Annotated in this window: 16 protein-coding genes; 12 read left to right on the top strand and 4 right to left on the bottom strand. The window is 53.7% G+C overall.

The features are described from left to right. Complete coding sequence (locus VLX68_16275) at positions 1-1,161, bottom strand: glycosyltransferase family 4 protein (protein ID HUI93800.1); 1,161 nt, start codon at positions 1,159-1,161, stop codon at positions 1-3. 170 nt (positions 1,162-1,331) lie between these two features. Then, a complete protein-coding gene (locus VLX68_16270) occupies positions 1,332-1,502 on the bottom strand; it encodes a hypothetical protein (protein ID HUI93799.1) in 171 nt (56 codons plus the stop codon). Between the two features lie 261 nt (positions 1,503-1,763). Between VLX68_16270 and VLX68_16265 the strand changes: the two genes are divergently transcribed. From VLX68_16265 to VLX68_16225, 9 genes are all read left to right on the top strand, one after another. Further along, on the top strand, positions 1,764-2,036 hold the full coding sequence (locus VLX68_16265) for a hypothetical protein (GenBank protein ID HUI93798.1): 273 nt from the start codon (positions 1,764-1,766) through the stop codon (positions 2,034-2,036). 289 nt (positions 2,037-2,325) lie between these two features. Beyond that, positions 2,326-2,586: a DUF2442 domain-containing protein gene (locus VLX68_16260; protein HUI93797.1), complete on the top strand. Its 261-nt coding sequence runs from the start codon at positions 2,326-2,328 to the stop codon at positions 2,584-2,586. 42 nt (positions 2,587-2,628) lie between these two features. After that, on the top strand, positions 2,629-2,910 hold the full coding sequence (locus VLX68_16255; protein ID HUI93796.1) for a hypothetical protein: 282 nt from the start codon (positions 2,629-2,631) through the stop codon (positions 2,908-2,910). Positions 2,911-3,013: 103 nt separating this feature from the next. Further along, entirely contained in the window at positions 3,014-3,994 is a 981-nt protein-coding gene (locus VLX68_16250) for an AraC family transcriptional regulator (protein ID HUI93795.1), read from the top strand. Positions 3,995-4,011: 17 nt separating this feature from the next. Further along, positions 4,012-5,373, top strand: a complete 1,362-nt coding sequence (locus VLX68_16245; GenBank protein ID HUI93794.1) for an aspartate kinase — start codon at positions 4,012-4,014, stop codon at positions 5,371-5,373. A 71-nt stretch (positions 5,374-5,444) separates the two neighbouring features. Further along, on the top strand, positions 5,445-6,365 hold the full coding sequence (locus tag VLX68_16240) for a hypothetical protein (protein ID HUI93793.1): 921 nt from the start codon (positions 5,445-5,447) through the stop codon (positions 6,363-6,365). 85 nt (positions 6,366-6,450) lie between these two features. Beyond that, entirely contained in the window at positions 6,451-6,975 is a 525-nt protein-coding gene (locus VLX68_16235) for an HD domain-containing protein (protein HUI93792.1), read from the top strand. A gap of 585 nt (positions 6,976-7,560) precedes the next feature. Then, positions 7,561-8,508 carry an alcohol dehydrogenase catalytic domain-containing protein gene (locus VLX68_16230; GenBank protein HUI93791.1) on the top strand — a complete coding sequence of 316 codons (948 nt, stop codon included), beginning with the start codon at positions 7,561-7,563 and terminating at the stop codon, positions 8,506-8,508. Between the two features lie 269 nt (positions 8,509-8,777). Further along, positions 8,778-9,227 carry a pyridoxamine 5'-phosphate oxidase family protein gene (locus VLX68_16225; protein ID HUI93790.1) on the top strand — a complete coding sequence of 150 codons (450 nt, stop codon included), beginning with the start codon at positions 8,778-8,780 and terminating at the stop codon, positions 9,225-9,227. Between the two features lie 239 nt (positions 9,228-9,466). On the opposite strand, the gene polA is transcribed toward VLX68_16225, so the two are convergent. Further along, positions 9,467-12,166, bottom strand: a complete 2,700-nt coding sequence (gene polA / locus VLX68_16220; GenBank protein ID HUI93789.1) for a DNA polymerase I — start codon at positions 12,164-12,166, stop codon at positions 9,467-9,469. 519 nt (positions 12,167-12,685) lie between these two features. Then, complete coding sequence (locus tag VLX68_16215) at positions 12,686-13,963, bottom strand: SO_0444 family Cu/Zn efflux transporter (protein HUI93788.1); 1,278 nt, start codon at positions 13,961-13,963, stop codon at positions 12,686-12,688. Between the two features lie 227 nt (positions 13,964-14,190). Between VLX68_16215 and VLX68_16210 the strand changes: the two genes are divergently transcribed. The 3 genes from VLX68_16210 to VLX68_16200 all read left to right on the top strand — a co-directional run bounded on the left by VLX68_16210 (position 14,191) and on the right by VLX68_16200 (position 15,997). After that, the gene (locus tag VLX68_16210; protein HUI93787.1) at positions 14,191-14,433 is read left to right on the top strand and encodes a zinc ribbon domain-containing protein; all 243 of its coding nucleotides are present in this window, start codon (positions 14,191-14,193) and stop codon (positions 14,431-14,433) included. A 318-nt stretch (positions 14,434-14,751) separates the two neighbouring features. Beyond that, positions 14,752-15,723 carry an NAD(P)-dependent alcohol dehydrogenase gene (locus VLX68_16205; GenBank protein ID HUI93786.1) on the top strand — a complete coding sequence of 324 codons (972 nt, stop codon included), beginning with the start codon at positions 14,752-14,754 and terminating at the stop codon, positions 15,721-15,723. Positions 15,724-15,778: 55 nt separating this feature from the next. Continuing rightward, on the top strand, positions 15,779-15,997 hold the full coding sequence (locus VLX68_16200; GenBank protein ID HUI93785.1) for an acyl-CoA thioesterase/BAAT N-terminal domain-containing protein: 219 nt from the start codon (positions 15,779-15,781) through the stop codon (positions 15,995-15,997). Positions 15,998-16,048 lie beyond the last annotated feature (51 nt).

Below are 16,048 nucleotides of genomic sequence, written 5' to 3'. Positions count from 1 at the left end.
TCAGGAAAAAAGCACTTCCTCAACTTGCCGGGCAATTTCCGCGGCGGTATATTTTTCACTGACGATTTTCTTATTATGGCGTGCCGTCTCATGATAATAGTCGGCGTTGTTGACCAGCTCCGTGCATGCTGCCGCGATCGTATCAGGATCGTCGGCGCGTTCAATCTTCAAGTCGTCAAGGCCTTCGGCGCCCAGCCGCGTCGAGACAATGGGCCTGCCCAGGGCCGCCGCTTCGATAAGCTTGGTGCGCAGACCACGTCCGGAAACGATTGGATTGACAAAGACGGAGATCGAGGAATAGAAATCCCTGACATCGGCAACATCGTCCCGCCAAATTAACGACGGAACCGCGCCAAACTCCTTACGGAGGGATTCAGGAATATTGGGGCCAGCCCAGCAGAACTTGATCGCGGGATTTTTATTTGCGAGCGGCTGAAGGCACCGGCGAAGGAACCACTCCATTCCATCGCGGTTCGGCGTATGGCGGTAATTGCCGAGAAAGCCTACGGTGCTTCTGTCTTGGGGCGGAGGCAGGAATTGAAATTCGAGCGGATCGACGCCATAGGTGATGACCTTCGCATCTACCCAGGGAAAATAACGGCGGAATATCTCGATTTCCTCGCGGGATATTCCTATGAAATGTTTAATGTGATGGAGCCGCTTGCCGTAATAGTCGAGGAGCTGCCGGTATCTGAAGCGTTTCCAAAAACGCCGTACCGGATTTGAAAGGACTTCCGCTTCCATCCGGAGTTTTTCCAGATACAGATCGTCTTCAAGGTAGGTCACCTTGCCGCGAGCCGCTTCGGGCAGAATATCGAGGAACGACAGTGCATAGGGAAATGCGAGAAAGACCGCATCAAAGGCGGCCGCATTTACAAACAAGGAAATGCCGGATTCGTGACGGCCGATCAGATACGGTATATGATTGATCGGAAGATGCCGTTCATGGAGCCGCCGCGGCCTGTCCTCGGGAACATAGAGAAAATGCTCGAATTCAACGGGATAGTTGTTTTTATTTCCTATTTCGTTGCAGCCGTCAAGGCAGAGGACATGGACGTCATGTTTTTTGGAAAGCTCCTTCGCAATGGCATAGAGGCGCTTTGAACCGCCGAACCTGGTTTCTCGAAAAAGAAAAAGCGTTGATATGAACAAGATATTCATAGGCTGAGCGCCTGCAAACGGCGTTGGTTTTCCTCCAGAAGGCCTTTCTCAGCGGGACGTCACGGCGGATCGGTTATTCTTCAACAGGGAGAACGGGTTAAATATACAATGCGCAGGAGATCGGATGCTGGCGACCGAACATTTTCGGTTGGGCCCTGTATCGGCAGACGTTACGAAAACGATACTGTGCTCATGCGCAACACCAGTCTTCCGTACATCAACCGCAGGTACTGCTCAACATTGAACCTCAGCAAGACCGGGCTGATGCCGAACTTGTTTGGAAGCGCCCAGTGCCGCTTTGCCAAGGGCGCCTGCTTGCATGCCCTGCAGCATGCCGGCATGGTATTTCCTTCCGCGAGCGCGACCGCATGATCGGCTCGCGGATAAAACAAGATTTCTCCAAAATACATCAGGGAAATGTGCATTTTAGTTCCGCGTCATCGAGCCCAGGCGGGCAGGGATATGGCACAAAAGCCGCGGACCCGTTGACGCGGGGATTTGACGCTGGCTTAGAAAAAGACCTATTTTGCTAGTCATTATAAAACTTTGCCGCGCTGCAAGCGGTCGACGAGGAAAAATGAGAAACAAGGAGAAGTAAATCCATGGATGCAATCATCATATTATGGCCACTCTGGCTCATCGCCATGCTCGCCTTTGCCGCCTACGCAATCATCAATCATGCGGACCGCATCGCCTCGATCCTTAAAAAGATCGACCTGAAAATGGCCGACATCGCTCCCCTCTTTTTCAACGGCCGGAAGTTCACCTGGTTTGTGGTGTCGGCCTGCATCGCCTTCGGGTTTTTCATTTTGTTCGACGTCTCGCTTTTTATCAGCGTAATGCGGGCGATAAAGCTGTCGGTGAAGCTGTTTTGATTCTGTCGGGATGTAACCGTTTTATTGAGTCGTTTGCCGCTTTTCCAACCTGTTTCGGCAATATAGTATTTTGTCCTCAGGGAGCTTTGGTTATGAGCCCGACGGTTTTTTACGAGGGAAAATACCGTTTTTACTTCTTCTCCCGTGAAGAAAACAGGACGCGTGTCCATATTTATTGCGGAAGGTGAGGCAAAGTTCTGGCTCGAGCCGATACCGTCACTTGCGGAAAATCACGGGCTGTCCACGAAACAATTGAACCGGCTTCAAAAACTCGTTGAGGAACGGCTTAATGAAATCAAAAACAGTTGGAAAAAGCATTTCAGCCGTTGAAATCACGGATGTCACCTCCCATGGCGTCTGGCTTATTGCGAAAGCGCACGAATATTTCCTTTCTTTTGTGGATTTCCCCTGGTTCAGGGAAGCAAAAGTGAGCGCGGTCCTTGATGTCAGTCTGCTGCACGCAACCCATCTTCACTGGCCTCAAATGGATGTCGATCTTGAACTGGCCTCCTTGGAAAGCCTGGAAAAATATCCTCTACGGTATAAATAACTTTTTTTCGATAACAAATATAATTACTGATTAAAAGGCATTATGAAAACCAACCAGACCTTCCTGTGCCCCAACTGCGGCGGCGAGGTGAGAAAAGGCGCGGCAGCGTGCCCGCACTGCGGGTCGGACGAGCGCACCGGATGGAACGACAGGACCTATCTTGACGGAATAGACCTCGGCGACGATGTTGACTACGACGAGCTGGTCGAGAATGAATTCCCCTCCTCCCCCGGTAAAAAAAAGACAAAGGTTTCCTGGGTTGCCGTCGTCGCCGCCATACTGCTCGTCCTTGCTTTAATTGGATTTCTTAAAATTCTGCTCTAATTTGATGGTAAGTTGGTTGCTTACGAGACTATCCATATCAAATTATCATATCGACTCCCCCCAATTCTTTTCCATTCGCATGTGAAAATGTATTTTTTGATCCATGCTTCAGACGCGCCACGAGATACTTTCCGAGATCAGGGCCTCGGCCATCGTGCCCCATCCGCGGTTTCCCGGTTTCGAAACGTTCGAAAACCTCTCGTCGTGGATGCCGGACGGCGCCGTGATCGACCTCCCGCGCGTCAAGATAGAAATCAGGCGGCTCGACTACCTGCGGAACCTCGGGATGAAGCCGGGCGGGCCCGGCGACATGCTCCGGTTCCAGCAGGACTGTTACCGGCTGTGGTACCAGATTGACGGGACAGGAATCCTCCAGAACGCCACGCGCAGCAGTTTCGGCAACACCCGGCCCGGCCTGCTCGGCGTCATGGATCGCGGCGAGCGGCACACCTACCTGCATCAGAAAGGGCCGTTCGAATGCTTTTTGATGGAATTCTCCCTGCTGCCCTCGCATCAGGCGAAATGTTACTGGAACTCGGCGGTGGAGGGCAAGATCGTGCTGGACGGCGACGAGCGTCTCTATTTTGAAAACCTAGTGTTCGACTGCATCCGCGTGATCGCGGGCCGCAACGAAATGCTCGGGCTCGCGTCGGTGTCGCGCATCATCGAGATCCTCGTGGTGCTCTTCAAAAAGGGCATCCTTGTCATAGAGGAAAGCCAGTTCCCCAAAAACAAGCAGAAAAGCCTCGTGGCAAAGGCCAAGAACTTCATGAAGAACAATTACGCGACGCTTCACCGCCAGGCCGCGCTGGCCGCCGAGTGCGGGGTCGACGTCAATTACCTCAACGTGATCTTTTTCAGGGAAACCGGCATGACCCTTTACAAATACCTCGTGGGCGTCCGCATGGAGCACGCGAAATACCTTCTTGAGGAAAACAAGCTTTCTATTTCGGACATCGCGTCGGCCATCGGCTATCCCAACGCGAACTCGTTCACGCGCGCCTTCAAGCATTACGCGTCGCAGGCGCCCACGGCATACCGCCGCAGGCAGGAAAAAACGGCCCGCGCGGCGCCGGCATCTTAACCAGAGGAGCACGTTTCATGGAATTCATCGTTTGCAAGTTCGGCGGCACTTCGGTCGCCACCAAGGACACCCTACAGCAGATCGCGAAAATACTGGAGCTCAAGGAAAACCGGCGCTGCGTCGTGGTGTCGGCGCCCGGAAAGGCAAAGGGCGTCGCGGTCAAGGTCACCGACCTTCTCATCAAGGCGGTGCAGAAGGCGCTTGCGAAACAGGACTGCGGCGACGAGATCCGGGACGTCAAGACCCGCTTCCGCGACATCTACGGCCCGCTCGGCGTCAAGAAGGAGATCATCGAGGCCGCGCTCGACGACTTCGACGAGCGCGTCGCGGGCCGCAAGGAGCACCCGGGCAAGTTCCGCGACCTCGTGGTGGCCGCGGGCGAGGACGTGAACGCGCGGCTGTTCGCCGAATACCTCAAGCACCTGGGCCGGAAGGCCACCTATGTCTCGCCCAAGGAGGCGGGCCTCGTGGTGACGCCCGTGTTCGGCGACGCGCAGCCCATCGACGACATCGCGTTCAAGCTCGCGGGGCTCAAGAAAATCTGCTCCGAGCAGATCGTGGTCTTTCCCGGCTTTTTCGGGGTGACGCGCGCCGGCGACGTGGCCACGTTTTCGCGCGGCGGCTCCGACCTCACCGGCTCCATCCTCGCCGAGGCGATTGACGCAATAGAATACGAGAACTTTACCGACGTGGACGGCATCTTCTCTGCCAACCCGGGCACCATCGAAAAGGCCTCGCAGATCCCGGCGCTCACCTACAAGGAGATGCGCGAGCTCTCGTATATCGGGTTCAACGTGCTGCACGAGGAGGCGGTGCGGCCCGTGATGCGGAAGAAAATCCCGATCCGCCTCCGGAACACCTTCAACCTCAAAAACGACGGGACGCTCATCGTGTCGGAGCGCCTGCCCAGCCAGCGCGACGTGACCGGCATAGCAAGCGGCGGCGGTTACTGCAGCTTTACATTACAGAAATTCCTCATGAACCGCGAAAAGGGGTTCACACGGAGACTGCTTGCCATCTTCGAGGACATGGGGCTTTCCTACGAGCACTGCCCGTCGGGCGTCGACAACATCTCGGTCATCCTCGACCAGAGCCAGCTCAAGCCCGAGGACGTCAACAACATCATCCGCACCATCCACGACGACCTGAAGCCCGAGGACATCAAGGTGGAGTTCGGCATCGCGCTCGTGGCCGTGGTGGGCGAAGGACTGCTGCACAAGATCGGCGTGCTGGCGCAGGCGGCTTCCGCATTGTCAAAGGCGGGCGTCAACATCAAGCTGTGCAACCAGGGCAGCTCCGAGATCAGCATGATTTTCGGCATTGACGCATCGGATGAGCAAAAGGCAGTCGTGGCCCTGTACCACGAATTTTTCAAGTAATTCCGTCGCCGCAAATGTATACTTAATGAGTCCTACCGGTCAACCGGACTCTGCACCTTTTTAAAGGAGTGATGATGAAAAAACTTCTCGTGTTGATTATTGCGCTTGTCATTGTCGGAACGATCTTTCTGTTCTGCAGCGGGACCAGCAACGGCGTGGGCCCCGCGCCGAGCCAGGCCATGACCATGACCGGCACCTACCGCGTGTCCGGAGATTCCTTGTATGTCACCATGAACTCGCAGGCCGACACATCGACATACTGCCTAGGCGACAGTCTTGAGGTCCAAATTGATTCTGCCGGAACATCGGGCGAAACCGGAGACGTCTATTCCATTGTGAATAACACCATGACGCTTTCTCAATGGGACCCTTATATGTCGGGTTCAGCGTATACCGTTGATATGGTTGCCACCTTCAATCGGGTCGGCATGGGAAGCGGACTTGAGGGCACATGGAAACTTGCCTCCGAGGGTTATGCCGTTTCATCCGGCACAGCGCCCGACAGCATAAAGCGATATCTTGATTCACAGAATGTTGATTTCAACAGTGCGCTTTCATCGGGCCAGGTTTCCATGCAATATACCTTCTCCAACAATCAAATCACCGGAACAATGTCTTCCAGCATTGATTGGGCGGACGAATATGTGAAATCATGGACCAGCTGTTCGGCCGGCAGCTACGGCATGGACACCTGCAGCTATAATATCACCGTTGTCAAGCTGAGCGCCTCCTCGGTACAATTGAAAGGAAAAACCTCGGGCGAGACCGTCACCGTCACCTGGAACGCGCAGGGCGACGAAACCTTTTCGAGCTCCAATTCCGCACATGCTACCGGCACTTATTATGCCAAGCCGAAGTCATGCCCGAATGATGTCCCAACCTGGTTTTCGGACTTCATTATTGCCAATGCCAAAACCGCTTTGCTCAAAAGGTCCGTCAGACCGACGGTTCCAAAGAAATCGCCGCTAAAACTTTGGCCCAGGTTTTTCTGATTTTACAACATCCGATAATAAAAGAGGGAGCTGAAGGCGGCTCCCTCTTTCATTTTTCCAATCAACCAGTTCATCCGACGTAATTATGATCACCGTAAAACAGGCCCTTTCGCTGTTTAAGAAATACGACCTTGACGAATCACACATGCGTCATTCCAAAGGCGTGGCGCAATTCGCCTTTAATCTCGCCGCAAAAATCCATAAAAAGCACCCATCACTTGCTATTAATCCCGAAAAAGTCCGCATCGCCGCTTTACTTCACGATATCGGAAGAAGCATGCAAGGGGATCATGAAATAAATTCGATCACCCTATTGAAGCAGGAAGGTCTTGAAGAAATAGCAGAAATTGTGATGCATGGAAGTATGTACGAAATTTCGGTGATTCGCGGAAAGCCGGACCAATCATTGCTTCCCAAAACCGTTGAGAATAAAATAGTGGCTTATGCCGATGCGCGGTTCAAGAACAGGTTGGTTTCTCTTAAAGAAAGGTTCAAAGAAGTTCTTAAACGCAGAAAGTTGGAAAAGGAGAAAGTAGAATCCGTAAAAATGGCCGAAAAGCGGTACTATGAAATTGAAAAAGAAGTAATGGCGCTGGCGGGATATCATTGATCATATTTTTAAACCGAATTGCGTTGGGCGTTCCGCGGCTCTGCCGCGGCGGCCCTCCTTCCGGGCTCGGCCGTTCGCCTCGTTGCCGGACCGCCCTGTGCCTGACGGCCGGGTCGGCCGGCACAGGGCAATTGATATAATGGATGGTGCGAAGCACCACTACCTTGCCCTGACTAAACGAAGTGACAATTCGCCCTTGCTCACCCTCCAGTCCGGCCCAACGCTGGGCATAAGTCAGCCACCGACTTTGTTTTTTCGTCATCATCAGCGCCGCCCTGAGGCAGGAGGAATGGTGCTCGCGCTGTTTGAGTCCGCTAATCTTTTTTCATCCAGCTGGGCGAGTTCACGAGCGGCCGACTGCCGCGGGAATAGGCGGCCCTGCAGGCGCGGCGTCTTTTGCCTACTTTCCTTCGCCGCTGACAGGGCAAAAGACATAATAGCTGGTGCGAAGCACCAACTACTTTGCCGTGGGGAACGAAGTGACAAAAAAGTTGGCAGAGGTTTGGGACAACGCCCCCGGAAGAGATCAAACTACTATGGTTTTTCTTTACATAATTTTCAATACTATTATTCCAAGGGATTCAAATGAAAGCGCTTGTCTTTGACGGAAATCTTCATCTCGCGGAATTACCAATTCCTGTCCGTAAACAAGGCGACGTTCTTATCCGCATTGTAAAAGCCGGCATCTGCAACACCGACCACGAGATCGTGGCCGGCTACATGCCGGGCTTCACGGGCGTGCTCGGCCACGAGTTTATCGGCGTTATCGAAAAAGCCGACGATAAAAAATTTATTGGGAAACGCGCCACCGCCGAAATCAACTGCGGCTGCGGCACCTGCGATTATTGCAAAAGCGGCATGGAGCGCCACTGTCCCCACCGGACTGTCATCGGCATACAGGGGCGCGACGGCGCGTTCGCGGAATATATAAGCGTGCCTGCGGAAAATGCCGTGGTGATTCCTGATTCGATTCCCGATTTAAGCGCCGTGTTCATCGAGCCGCTTGCCGCCGCGCTTGAGATAAAAGACCAGGTTCCGCTTGAAAATACAAAGGTGCTGCTCGTCGGCGACGGAAAGCTGGGTATTTTAATCGCCCATGTGCTCTCCACAATCCAATGCGAGACGACAGTGGTCGGGCATCATCCCGAAACGCTCAACCGTATCCGAAAACCCGGGGCGGCGGCAATTGTGTCAGATGAATTCCAAAAAACCAAATTTGACGTGGTGATTGAAGCTTCCGGAAACCCGGATGCGTTTCAACTCGCAGTAGAATGCACAAAACCGCGCGGCACCCTTGTTCTCAAGAGCACCTTTGCGCTGAGCATCACGTTCAATCCCTCACCGCTCGTGGTCAACGAAATAACAATGGTGGGTTCGCGCTGCGGACGGTTTTCTGAAGCAATTCGTTTCCTCGAAATGTTCAAGCCGGATTTTTCGTGGATGATAGCAAAAGAGTTTGGGATCAAGGATGGGATGGAGGCGTTTGAGTATTCTAAAAAGGCGGGAATATTAAAAGTATTGTTAAAGATGTGAAATAAAATAAAGGCTGGCGTTCACCCGCCTCACGGATGCGGGTGAGGCGGGGCCGGCCGGGCGGCACCGCGCTCCAGCGCGGCCTCCAGTCATGCCTAACATTTAGAATGACTTCCACTATGTAAACAAGCTTCCGTTACTCAAATCGAACATAAATTACCCTACGCCATTTTCAATTGCTATTTTCAAATGCTTTGGCGCCTGCCTTCACGCATCTTGCCTTCTACGCATAAAAGTCTTATTTTGAGCTTGAAAGTAAAGGAGTCTCCATGAGCGACCTTTCATCCGACGCCGCCGCCTATATTGAGAAATCAATGATCGCCCTGCTCGTTACCGTGGGCGAGGAAAATAAACCTTTCGTAAGGTTCGTGGGCCCGCTGGTGAACACCGGGCTCAACGTCTACTTCACCACGGCCCTGGATTCGCGGAAGGTAAGGCATATTGCCGCAAATCCGAATGTCACGCTTAATTTCCAGAATCCCGTCATCTCGCAGGAAGAGTTCAAGAGCGTGGCCCTGTCGGGAAAGGCGTCGCAGGTGCCTGAAGGAAAAGAGTTTGATGAGGTACTGAAAATGCTGGCGAAGAAATCACCTGGATTCGGGAAGTATATAAAAGACCGGGGATTCAAAAACTGGGCGATTTACAAAGTGGAGGGGAAAACTTTGCAGGTGACGGATTTAGCCAAATCAAAGAAGACGATCACCGAAGAAATAATTTGAAATATAAGTAGAAGATTATCCTGATGTTTTACATTAAGGTTATTGTTCTTTAGATGAGTATCATTGGATTTGTAAGAATTGTTTTACAGATGTCCTCCGCGGGTGCGCCCAGCAGGCGGATGAATCTTGCCACTATCGTTACCCGGCTGCACCCAGTCCCGCTCCTGGCGGGCCGAGGAGGCTCGAGCGAGGGGGAGACTTCCCCGCCAAATTATTATTTATCAATCATTACAAATTTATTAGTGCGCCTCGCTCCAATTCTTCCCTACCCCGGCCTCCACTTTAATGGGAACATTTAATCTGTATGCCTCGCTCATCATTTTACATGCCCATTCCTTGAATGCCTCGGCGTCCTTGGTTTTCACCTCGAACACCAGCTCGTCGTGCACCTGCAGGAGCATTTTGAAGTCGAAGCCCGACTCTTCGGCCGCCTCGCTGATACGTATCATGGCGATCTTGATGATGTCGGCGGCCGTGCCCTGGATGGGCGTGTTGATGGCGGTGCGCTCCGCCGCCTCGCGCACCTGCCGGTTCTCGGCGTTGATTTCCGGGAGATAGCGCCGCCGGCCGAGCAGCGTTTCAGAAAAGCCGCTCGCCCGCGCCTTCCGAATGTTCTTTTCCATGCAGGACTTAATGGTGGGGAATTGCTTGAAATAGGTTTCGATGAACTCGGAAGCCTCCTTGAACGAAATGCCGAGCTGGCGCGACAGGTTCACCGGCCCCATGCCGTACATCAGGCCGAAGTTGATGGTCTTTGCCGCGCGCCGCATTTCCTGCGTCACCATCTCGGGGAACACGCCGTAAATGGCAGAGGCGGTTTGCGTGTGGATGTCCTTGTCTTCCATGAACGACGCCGCGAGGAACGGGTCCTTTGACACATGCGCCAGGATGCGCAGCTCGATCTGCGAATAGTCGGCCGACACGAGCACGCGGCCCTCGGATGCAATGAACGCCTCGCGTATGGTGCGGCCCGCGTCGGTGCGCACCGGTATGTTCTGCAGGTTGGGGTTGGCGCTTGAGAGCCTGCCGGTGGCCGCGATGGTCTGATTGAACGTGGTGTGGAGCCTGCCGGTCGCGGGCAGCACCTGCGGGCCGAGCGCGTCGATGTAGGTGGAGAGCAGCTTCTGCGCCTCCCGGTATTCGAGGAGCTTGGGGATGATCGGATGGCTTCCTTCGAGTTTTTCCAGCGCGTCAACGTCGGTCGACAAACCGGTCTTGGTCTTCTTGGATTTGGGGAGCTTCAGTTTGTCGAACAGTATCGCGCTGATCTGCTTGGGCGAATTGAGGTTGAACTCCTCGCCCGCGAGCCGGTAGATGTCCTTGGAGATCGCGGCGAGGTCTTTCGTGTACTGCTTCGAAAGCCTGGCAAGCAGGCCGTCGTCGATGCGCACGCCTTCCCATTCCATCTCGGCGAGCACGGCCACGAGCGGCATCTCGATGTCGCTGAAAAGCGCGACCTGCTTCCGTTCGTCAAGCACGGGCTCGAACAGCTTTTTAAGGTGCAGCGGCAGGATCACGTCCTCGCAGGAATATTCCGCGGCTTCCGCGACCGGCGCCTCGCTGAAGCAGACCTGCTTTTTTCCCTTGCCGATGAGCGACTCGATGGGAACGGTTGAAACGCCGAGGTGCTCGGCGGCCATGGCGTCAAGGCCGTAGTTGCGCTTTCCAGGGTCAAGCACGTAGGCGGCGATCATGGTATCGAACGCAATGCCCCGCATGGTGATGCCGTGGTTCTTGAGCACCTGGTAATCGTATTTGAGGTTCTGGCCTATTTTTGCCACCGATTTTGACTCCAGAATGTCCTTGAGTGCGGCAAGCACCTTCGGAAACGGAAGGTTGGAAGACGCGTCCTTTCCGGTATGGCCCACCGGAACATACATGGCCTGATTGTCGTCCAGCGCCAGGGAAATCCCCACGAGCGAGGCCTGGCGGGGCACGAGGCTCGTGGTCTCGGTGTCGACCGATACATACCCGGCGGCCTTTATCTTCTTTACGAACGCTTCGAGTTCGGCCGCGGATTTCGGGACCGTTGACGCATGGCAGATCTTTTTTTCCTGGACGAACAGCGGGTTCTTAAGCAGCGACGTGAATTCGAGCTCCTTGAAAAACTCAATGCATTCGTCCTTCTTGACCGGCCTGGCAACGAGGTCGCCGACGTTGACGTCATAGGAAACATCCGAATGCAGCGTCGCCAGCTTTTGCGAAAGGAGAATCATGTCCCTGTTCTCCGCGATTTTCGCCTGCAGCTTTTCGTTTTCCACCACCGAAGGGTCTTTGAGCAGCTTTTCAACCGTGCCCGCCTTTTCCAGGATCTTCTGCGCGGTCTTGGGGCCCACGCCGGGCACGCCCGGTATGTTGTCGGACGAGTCTCCCATGAGCGCGAGCAGGTCGCGCACCTGTTCGGGCAAAACGCCGAGTTTCTCCTTCACCTGGTCGGGCCCGACCACCGCGATGCCGCCGGCGGATTCGAACGCGAGCATGCGCACGCCGGGTCCGACAAGCTGCATGAGGTCTTTGTCCTTTGTCACCAGAAACACTTCGAACCCCTCGGACCGCGCGCGCCTGGTCATGTGCGCGATGATGTCGTCCGCCTCGAGTCCAGGCTGGGCAAGCGCGGTGATGTTGAACGCCTCCACCAGTTTTCTGATGAGCGGGATCTGCGACTTCATGTCGTCGGGCATTTCCTCGCGGTTGGCCTTGTACTCCTTGTACAGCTTGTGGCGGAACGTGGGCTCAGGGCTGTCGAACACCACGCCGATGTAGGGGCATTTGTAATCGTCAAGCAGCTTGAGCAGGTACGTGGCGAACCCGTACACCGCGCCCGTGGGCTGTCCCCTGGAATTGGTGAGCGGGTTTTTGATCAGCGCGTAATAGGCGCGGTAGGCGACGGCGTGGCCGTCGATGAGGAAAAGTTTCTTGTCGGATTTTTGTTGGGACATGGGGATGGATAAAAGATAAATAATGGATAAAACTAAATAATAAAAATGGGCGTACCTCCGTTTGTAAGGGTGAAAAATATTTCACCCTTACAAACGGGGTCGGTTCTCCTTCCGGTCTCGCCTTCGGCTCGGGCTGCCACGGCCCCTATATGCCTGTCGGCGAGGGCCGGGCAGCACCGCGCTTTGGCGCGGCCTCCAGTCGCCCCTAACGCGACGGCGGAATTCTTTCGCGTCAACAACTAGTGTGGCGCCAATCGGACAGCATTTCTTTTTTGAGAATCGGCACAAATTGACAGATCGTCAGTAGCCATAATAATTATCTTTTTCCTTAGAATAATATCTCGCTCTGCTACTGTTGTATCGCCAGCCACTCATACTGCATGCGAATAACGGGAGTATCGGCGCCAAAGAGGGGGTATGCCCCCGGATCGCCGGCGCACTCCTTGACATAGTATAATCTATCATGGGAGTGCGCCGGAAGCCGGGGGCTAGGGGGAGACTTCCCCCACTAGATAAAACTTATGCAACTTTGTATCCTGCATCTATCACAGCTTTTTTAACTTCATTTATATCAACCTTGCCAGCCACCTTCACCTTGCCTTTTTTCACGTCCACTTCAACTTCCTTTACGCCGGAAACCTTTTTCACCGCCTCGGTCACCTTTCGCGCGCAGTTCTTGCAGCTCATGCCGGAAACGGAAAGTACGAGTGCGCCGGATGCCTCCCTGCCGGTTTTTTTCACTCCCAACAGCCTTTGCACTCTGGGAGCAAGCAGGCGGTAAAACGAAAGCAGAAGCACGATCAGGAAAATGCCGGAAAGAACAAGTTGCCAAACCGGAATATGGTGATGGTGATAATGCCGCGCCACCAGGCCTTCGAGAGAGGACTTGCCCGCAATATCGAAAACGGCGTTGAGCGCAAAGCCCATGATAACGGACATGGCCGCGAGCGTGGCGAGATACACGGTGACGATCTTTTTCCCCATCACCTGGGCGATCACCATGATGAACGAAAAATTCGTTGCAGGCCCCACGGTGAGGAACACGAACGCCGCACCGGGTGAAAGCCCCTTGAGCATGAGCGCCACCGCGACCGGTATGGACGCCGTGACGCAGGTGTACATGGGAATGCCCAGCGCGATCATCATGAGCATCGAAAGCAACTCGTTGCCCACGTACTTCTCGAAGAAATTGTCGGGCACGAGAAACGAGATGGCGCCCGACAGCACCAGCCCGATGATCAGGTTCACCGAAATGTCGTCGAAAAAATCCCTGTACGCATAGGTAAAAATGCGCCGTATTTTGTGCGCGAGCGAATGGGAATGCGGGGACGTGTCGTAGCAGATGTTGCATTCGAAACGCCGTTCACCATTGCTTGCCGACGCGGCCTGTTTGGGCGAGAACAGGTTTGCCACAAGACCGCCCACTATTCCCATGACTAGTGCGGCAAACGGCCTGAATAAGGCGAACACAGGGCCGAGCATGCCCCAGGTGGCAATGATGCCGTCGATGCCGGTCTGCGGCGTGGAAATGAGAAACGAGATCGTGGCGCCGTTTGACGCCTTTCCCTTGCGCAGCGACATGGCGACCGGAAGCACGCCGCAGGAGCACAGCGGCAGCGGGATGCCGAAGATCGCCGCCTTGACCACCGAACCTATGGAGTTGCTGCCGAGATGTTTTACCACGATGTCGGTGCTCACGAACACATGCAGAATGCCGGCGAAGAACAACCCTATCGTGAGATACGGAGCCATGGCAAGAAACGTATCAATGATCCCGTTTGCAAATTGTATCAGCATAAAATCTGGTCCATTATGCTTTAAGAATGAGCCTGTAAAATACCTTTTCCCTTCTTTGAGGAGCGGCACAAATCATTACGGCCGGTCGCAGTGCCGAATTTTGATGTATTTTAAACTATGATGGACGGGAATTTCACGGATGGTGAGCAGGATTTTAAATAGAGAATAAGAATTGTTTCATCAATTAACCAATATAAGTAAGGGATCAACCAAAAAAAGGTTCCGTCATGCCGATTTACGAATATGAATGCGAAAAATGCGGAAACACGTTTGAAGAAATCGTCTCATCCTTCACCAACGATACCCTGCCCTGCCCCAAATGCAAGTCGAAAAAGACCCGCAAGCTCATGTCCCGCGTGGGCGGCATTGCAATGGGAAAGATTTCATCCGGGCCTGCCTGCTCAAGCGGCCATGCCTGTCCCGGCGCCAATAGTTGCGGCGCCGGGAATTGTTGCCCGGGAATGTCATAATAGTTCCCAAGCAAGAAGATAAAAATCCGGGCGTTACGCACGGCCAACCGTTGGCTGCCGTTTTTTTCCAAATGGCAAGAGCAATCATTTTCCTTTTGAAGATTTTCAAAAGGGGTACATCTTGATTTCTAGGCATTGTTTCATCATCGATCTCATTTTATTGGATTGAAAGCTCAGGCTTGCTTTTATAAGGCGCGGATGGTTGATTTTATGAGAGATGTTTATGATAGTCGCAAGTTGGATTTTAGATTTGAAAAAGTCATCCTCGCGGTGTAAAACGTCATCATTGGTCCACAAAACAAACCGGAAGGGATAACAATGAAGGCCTTTGTCTATAAAAAATACGGCCCACCGGACGTGCTTCAGTTAAAGGATATAGAAAAGCCCGCGCCCAAAGACAACGAGGTATTGGTAAAAGTCCATGCCGCATCCGTCAATGCCGCGGACTGGCATCTTCTGACCGCCGATATATTTGCGGTCAGGCTGATGATGGGATTGACAAGACCCAAACGAAGTGTCCTCGGCGCTGACGTTGCCGGCGTGGTGGAGGCGGTCGGGAAAAACGTTACGCAATTCAAACCGGGCGACGCGGTCTTTGGCTGTATTTTCATGCATGGGTCGGGCAGTTTCGCCGAATACGCCGTTTGTATTGAAGACAGCTTGGTCCCGAAACCCGGCATCCTGTCTTTCGAAGAAGCGGCGGCGGTCCCCCTGGCGTCCATTACCGCTTTGCAGGCCATGCAAAAGGCCGGGACTTCCCTGCAGGGGAAGGAAGTGCTGATCCAGGGCGCGGGAGGCGGGGTGGGAACATTCGCGCTGCAGCTGGCAAAATATTTCGGGGCCATCGTGACCGCCGTATGCGGCCCCGGCAACGTTGAGCAATCCCGCTCGCTCGGCGCCGATCACGTGGTCGATTATACAAAGGAGAACGCCTTTACAGGAGGCAAACGTTTCGACGCGATACTCGGCATCAACGGTTTCCAGCCGTCTTCCGTTTACAAACGGGCTTTAAAGGAAAACGGCGTGTATATAATGGTGGGCGGAAACCCGCGCCAGATTTTCCAGGGGGTTTTGATGGGCCCGTTGCTCGCATTGGGCTCCCGGAAGAAATTTCTTGCCTTGTCGGCAAAAGCAAACAAGCGGGATCTGGATTTCATCAAAGAGCGCATCGTGGAAGGCAGGATCAAACCGGTTATAGACAAAAGGTTTTCATTCGAAAAGACCGCGGACGCCATGAGATATCTTGGGCAGGGCCATGCACACGGCAAAATCGTGGTAGTCATGGTTTGACGGGCGCAACGTCATCAGCATCAAACATGATACAAACCAAAGGAGGTTTTTACTGATGAAACTTGAAGCCAATCCGATGACCGCCCTTTGCGATGAAAGAATCAAAATAAAAGCCACCGGTTTGCCGCCGACGGCAAAGGTCAAAATGAGCGCCGCCATGAACTTCCCGTGGGCAAAAAACATACGATACGAATCTTTCGCTTTTTTTACGGCCGACGCCGGCGGCATGTCCCCTTCGGCAAGCCCACGTTTTCTAACGCTGGCCACGTCGTAACACGGCGCACATTGGCGTCAATGTTTGCGCTGAATGAAATAATAGAGTTTG

Source organism: Chitinivibrionales bacterium (genome assembly GCA_035516255.1).
GTDB lineage: Bacteria > Fibrobacterota > Chitinivibrionia > Chitinivibrionales > FEN-1185 > FEN-1185.
This window is presented reverse-complemented; position numbering and strand designations above follow the sequence as displayed.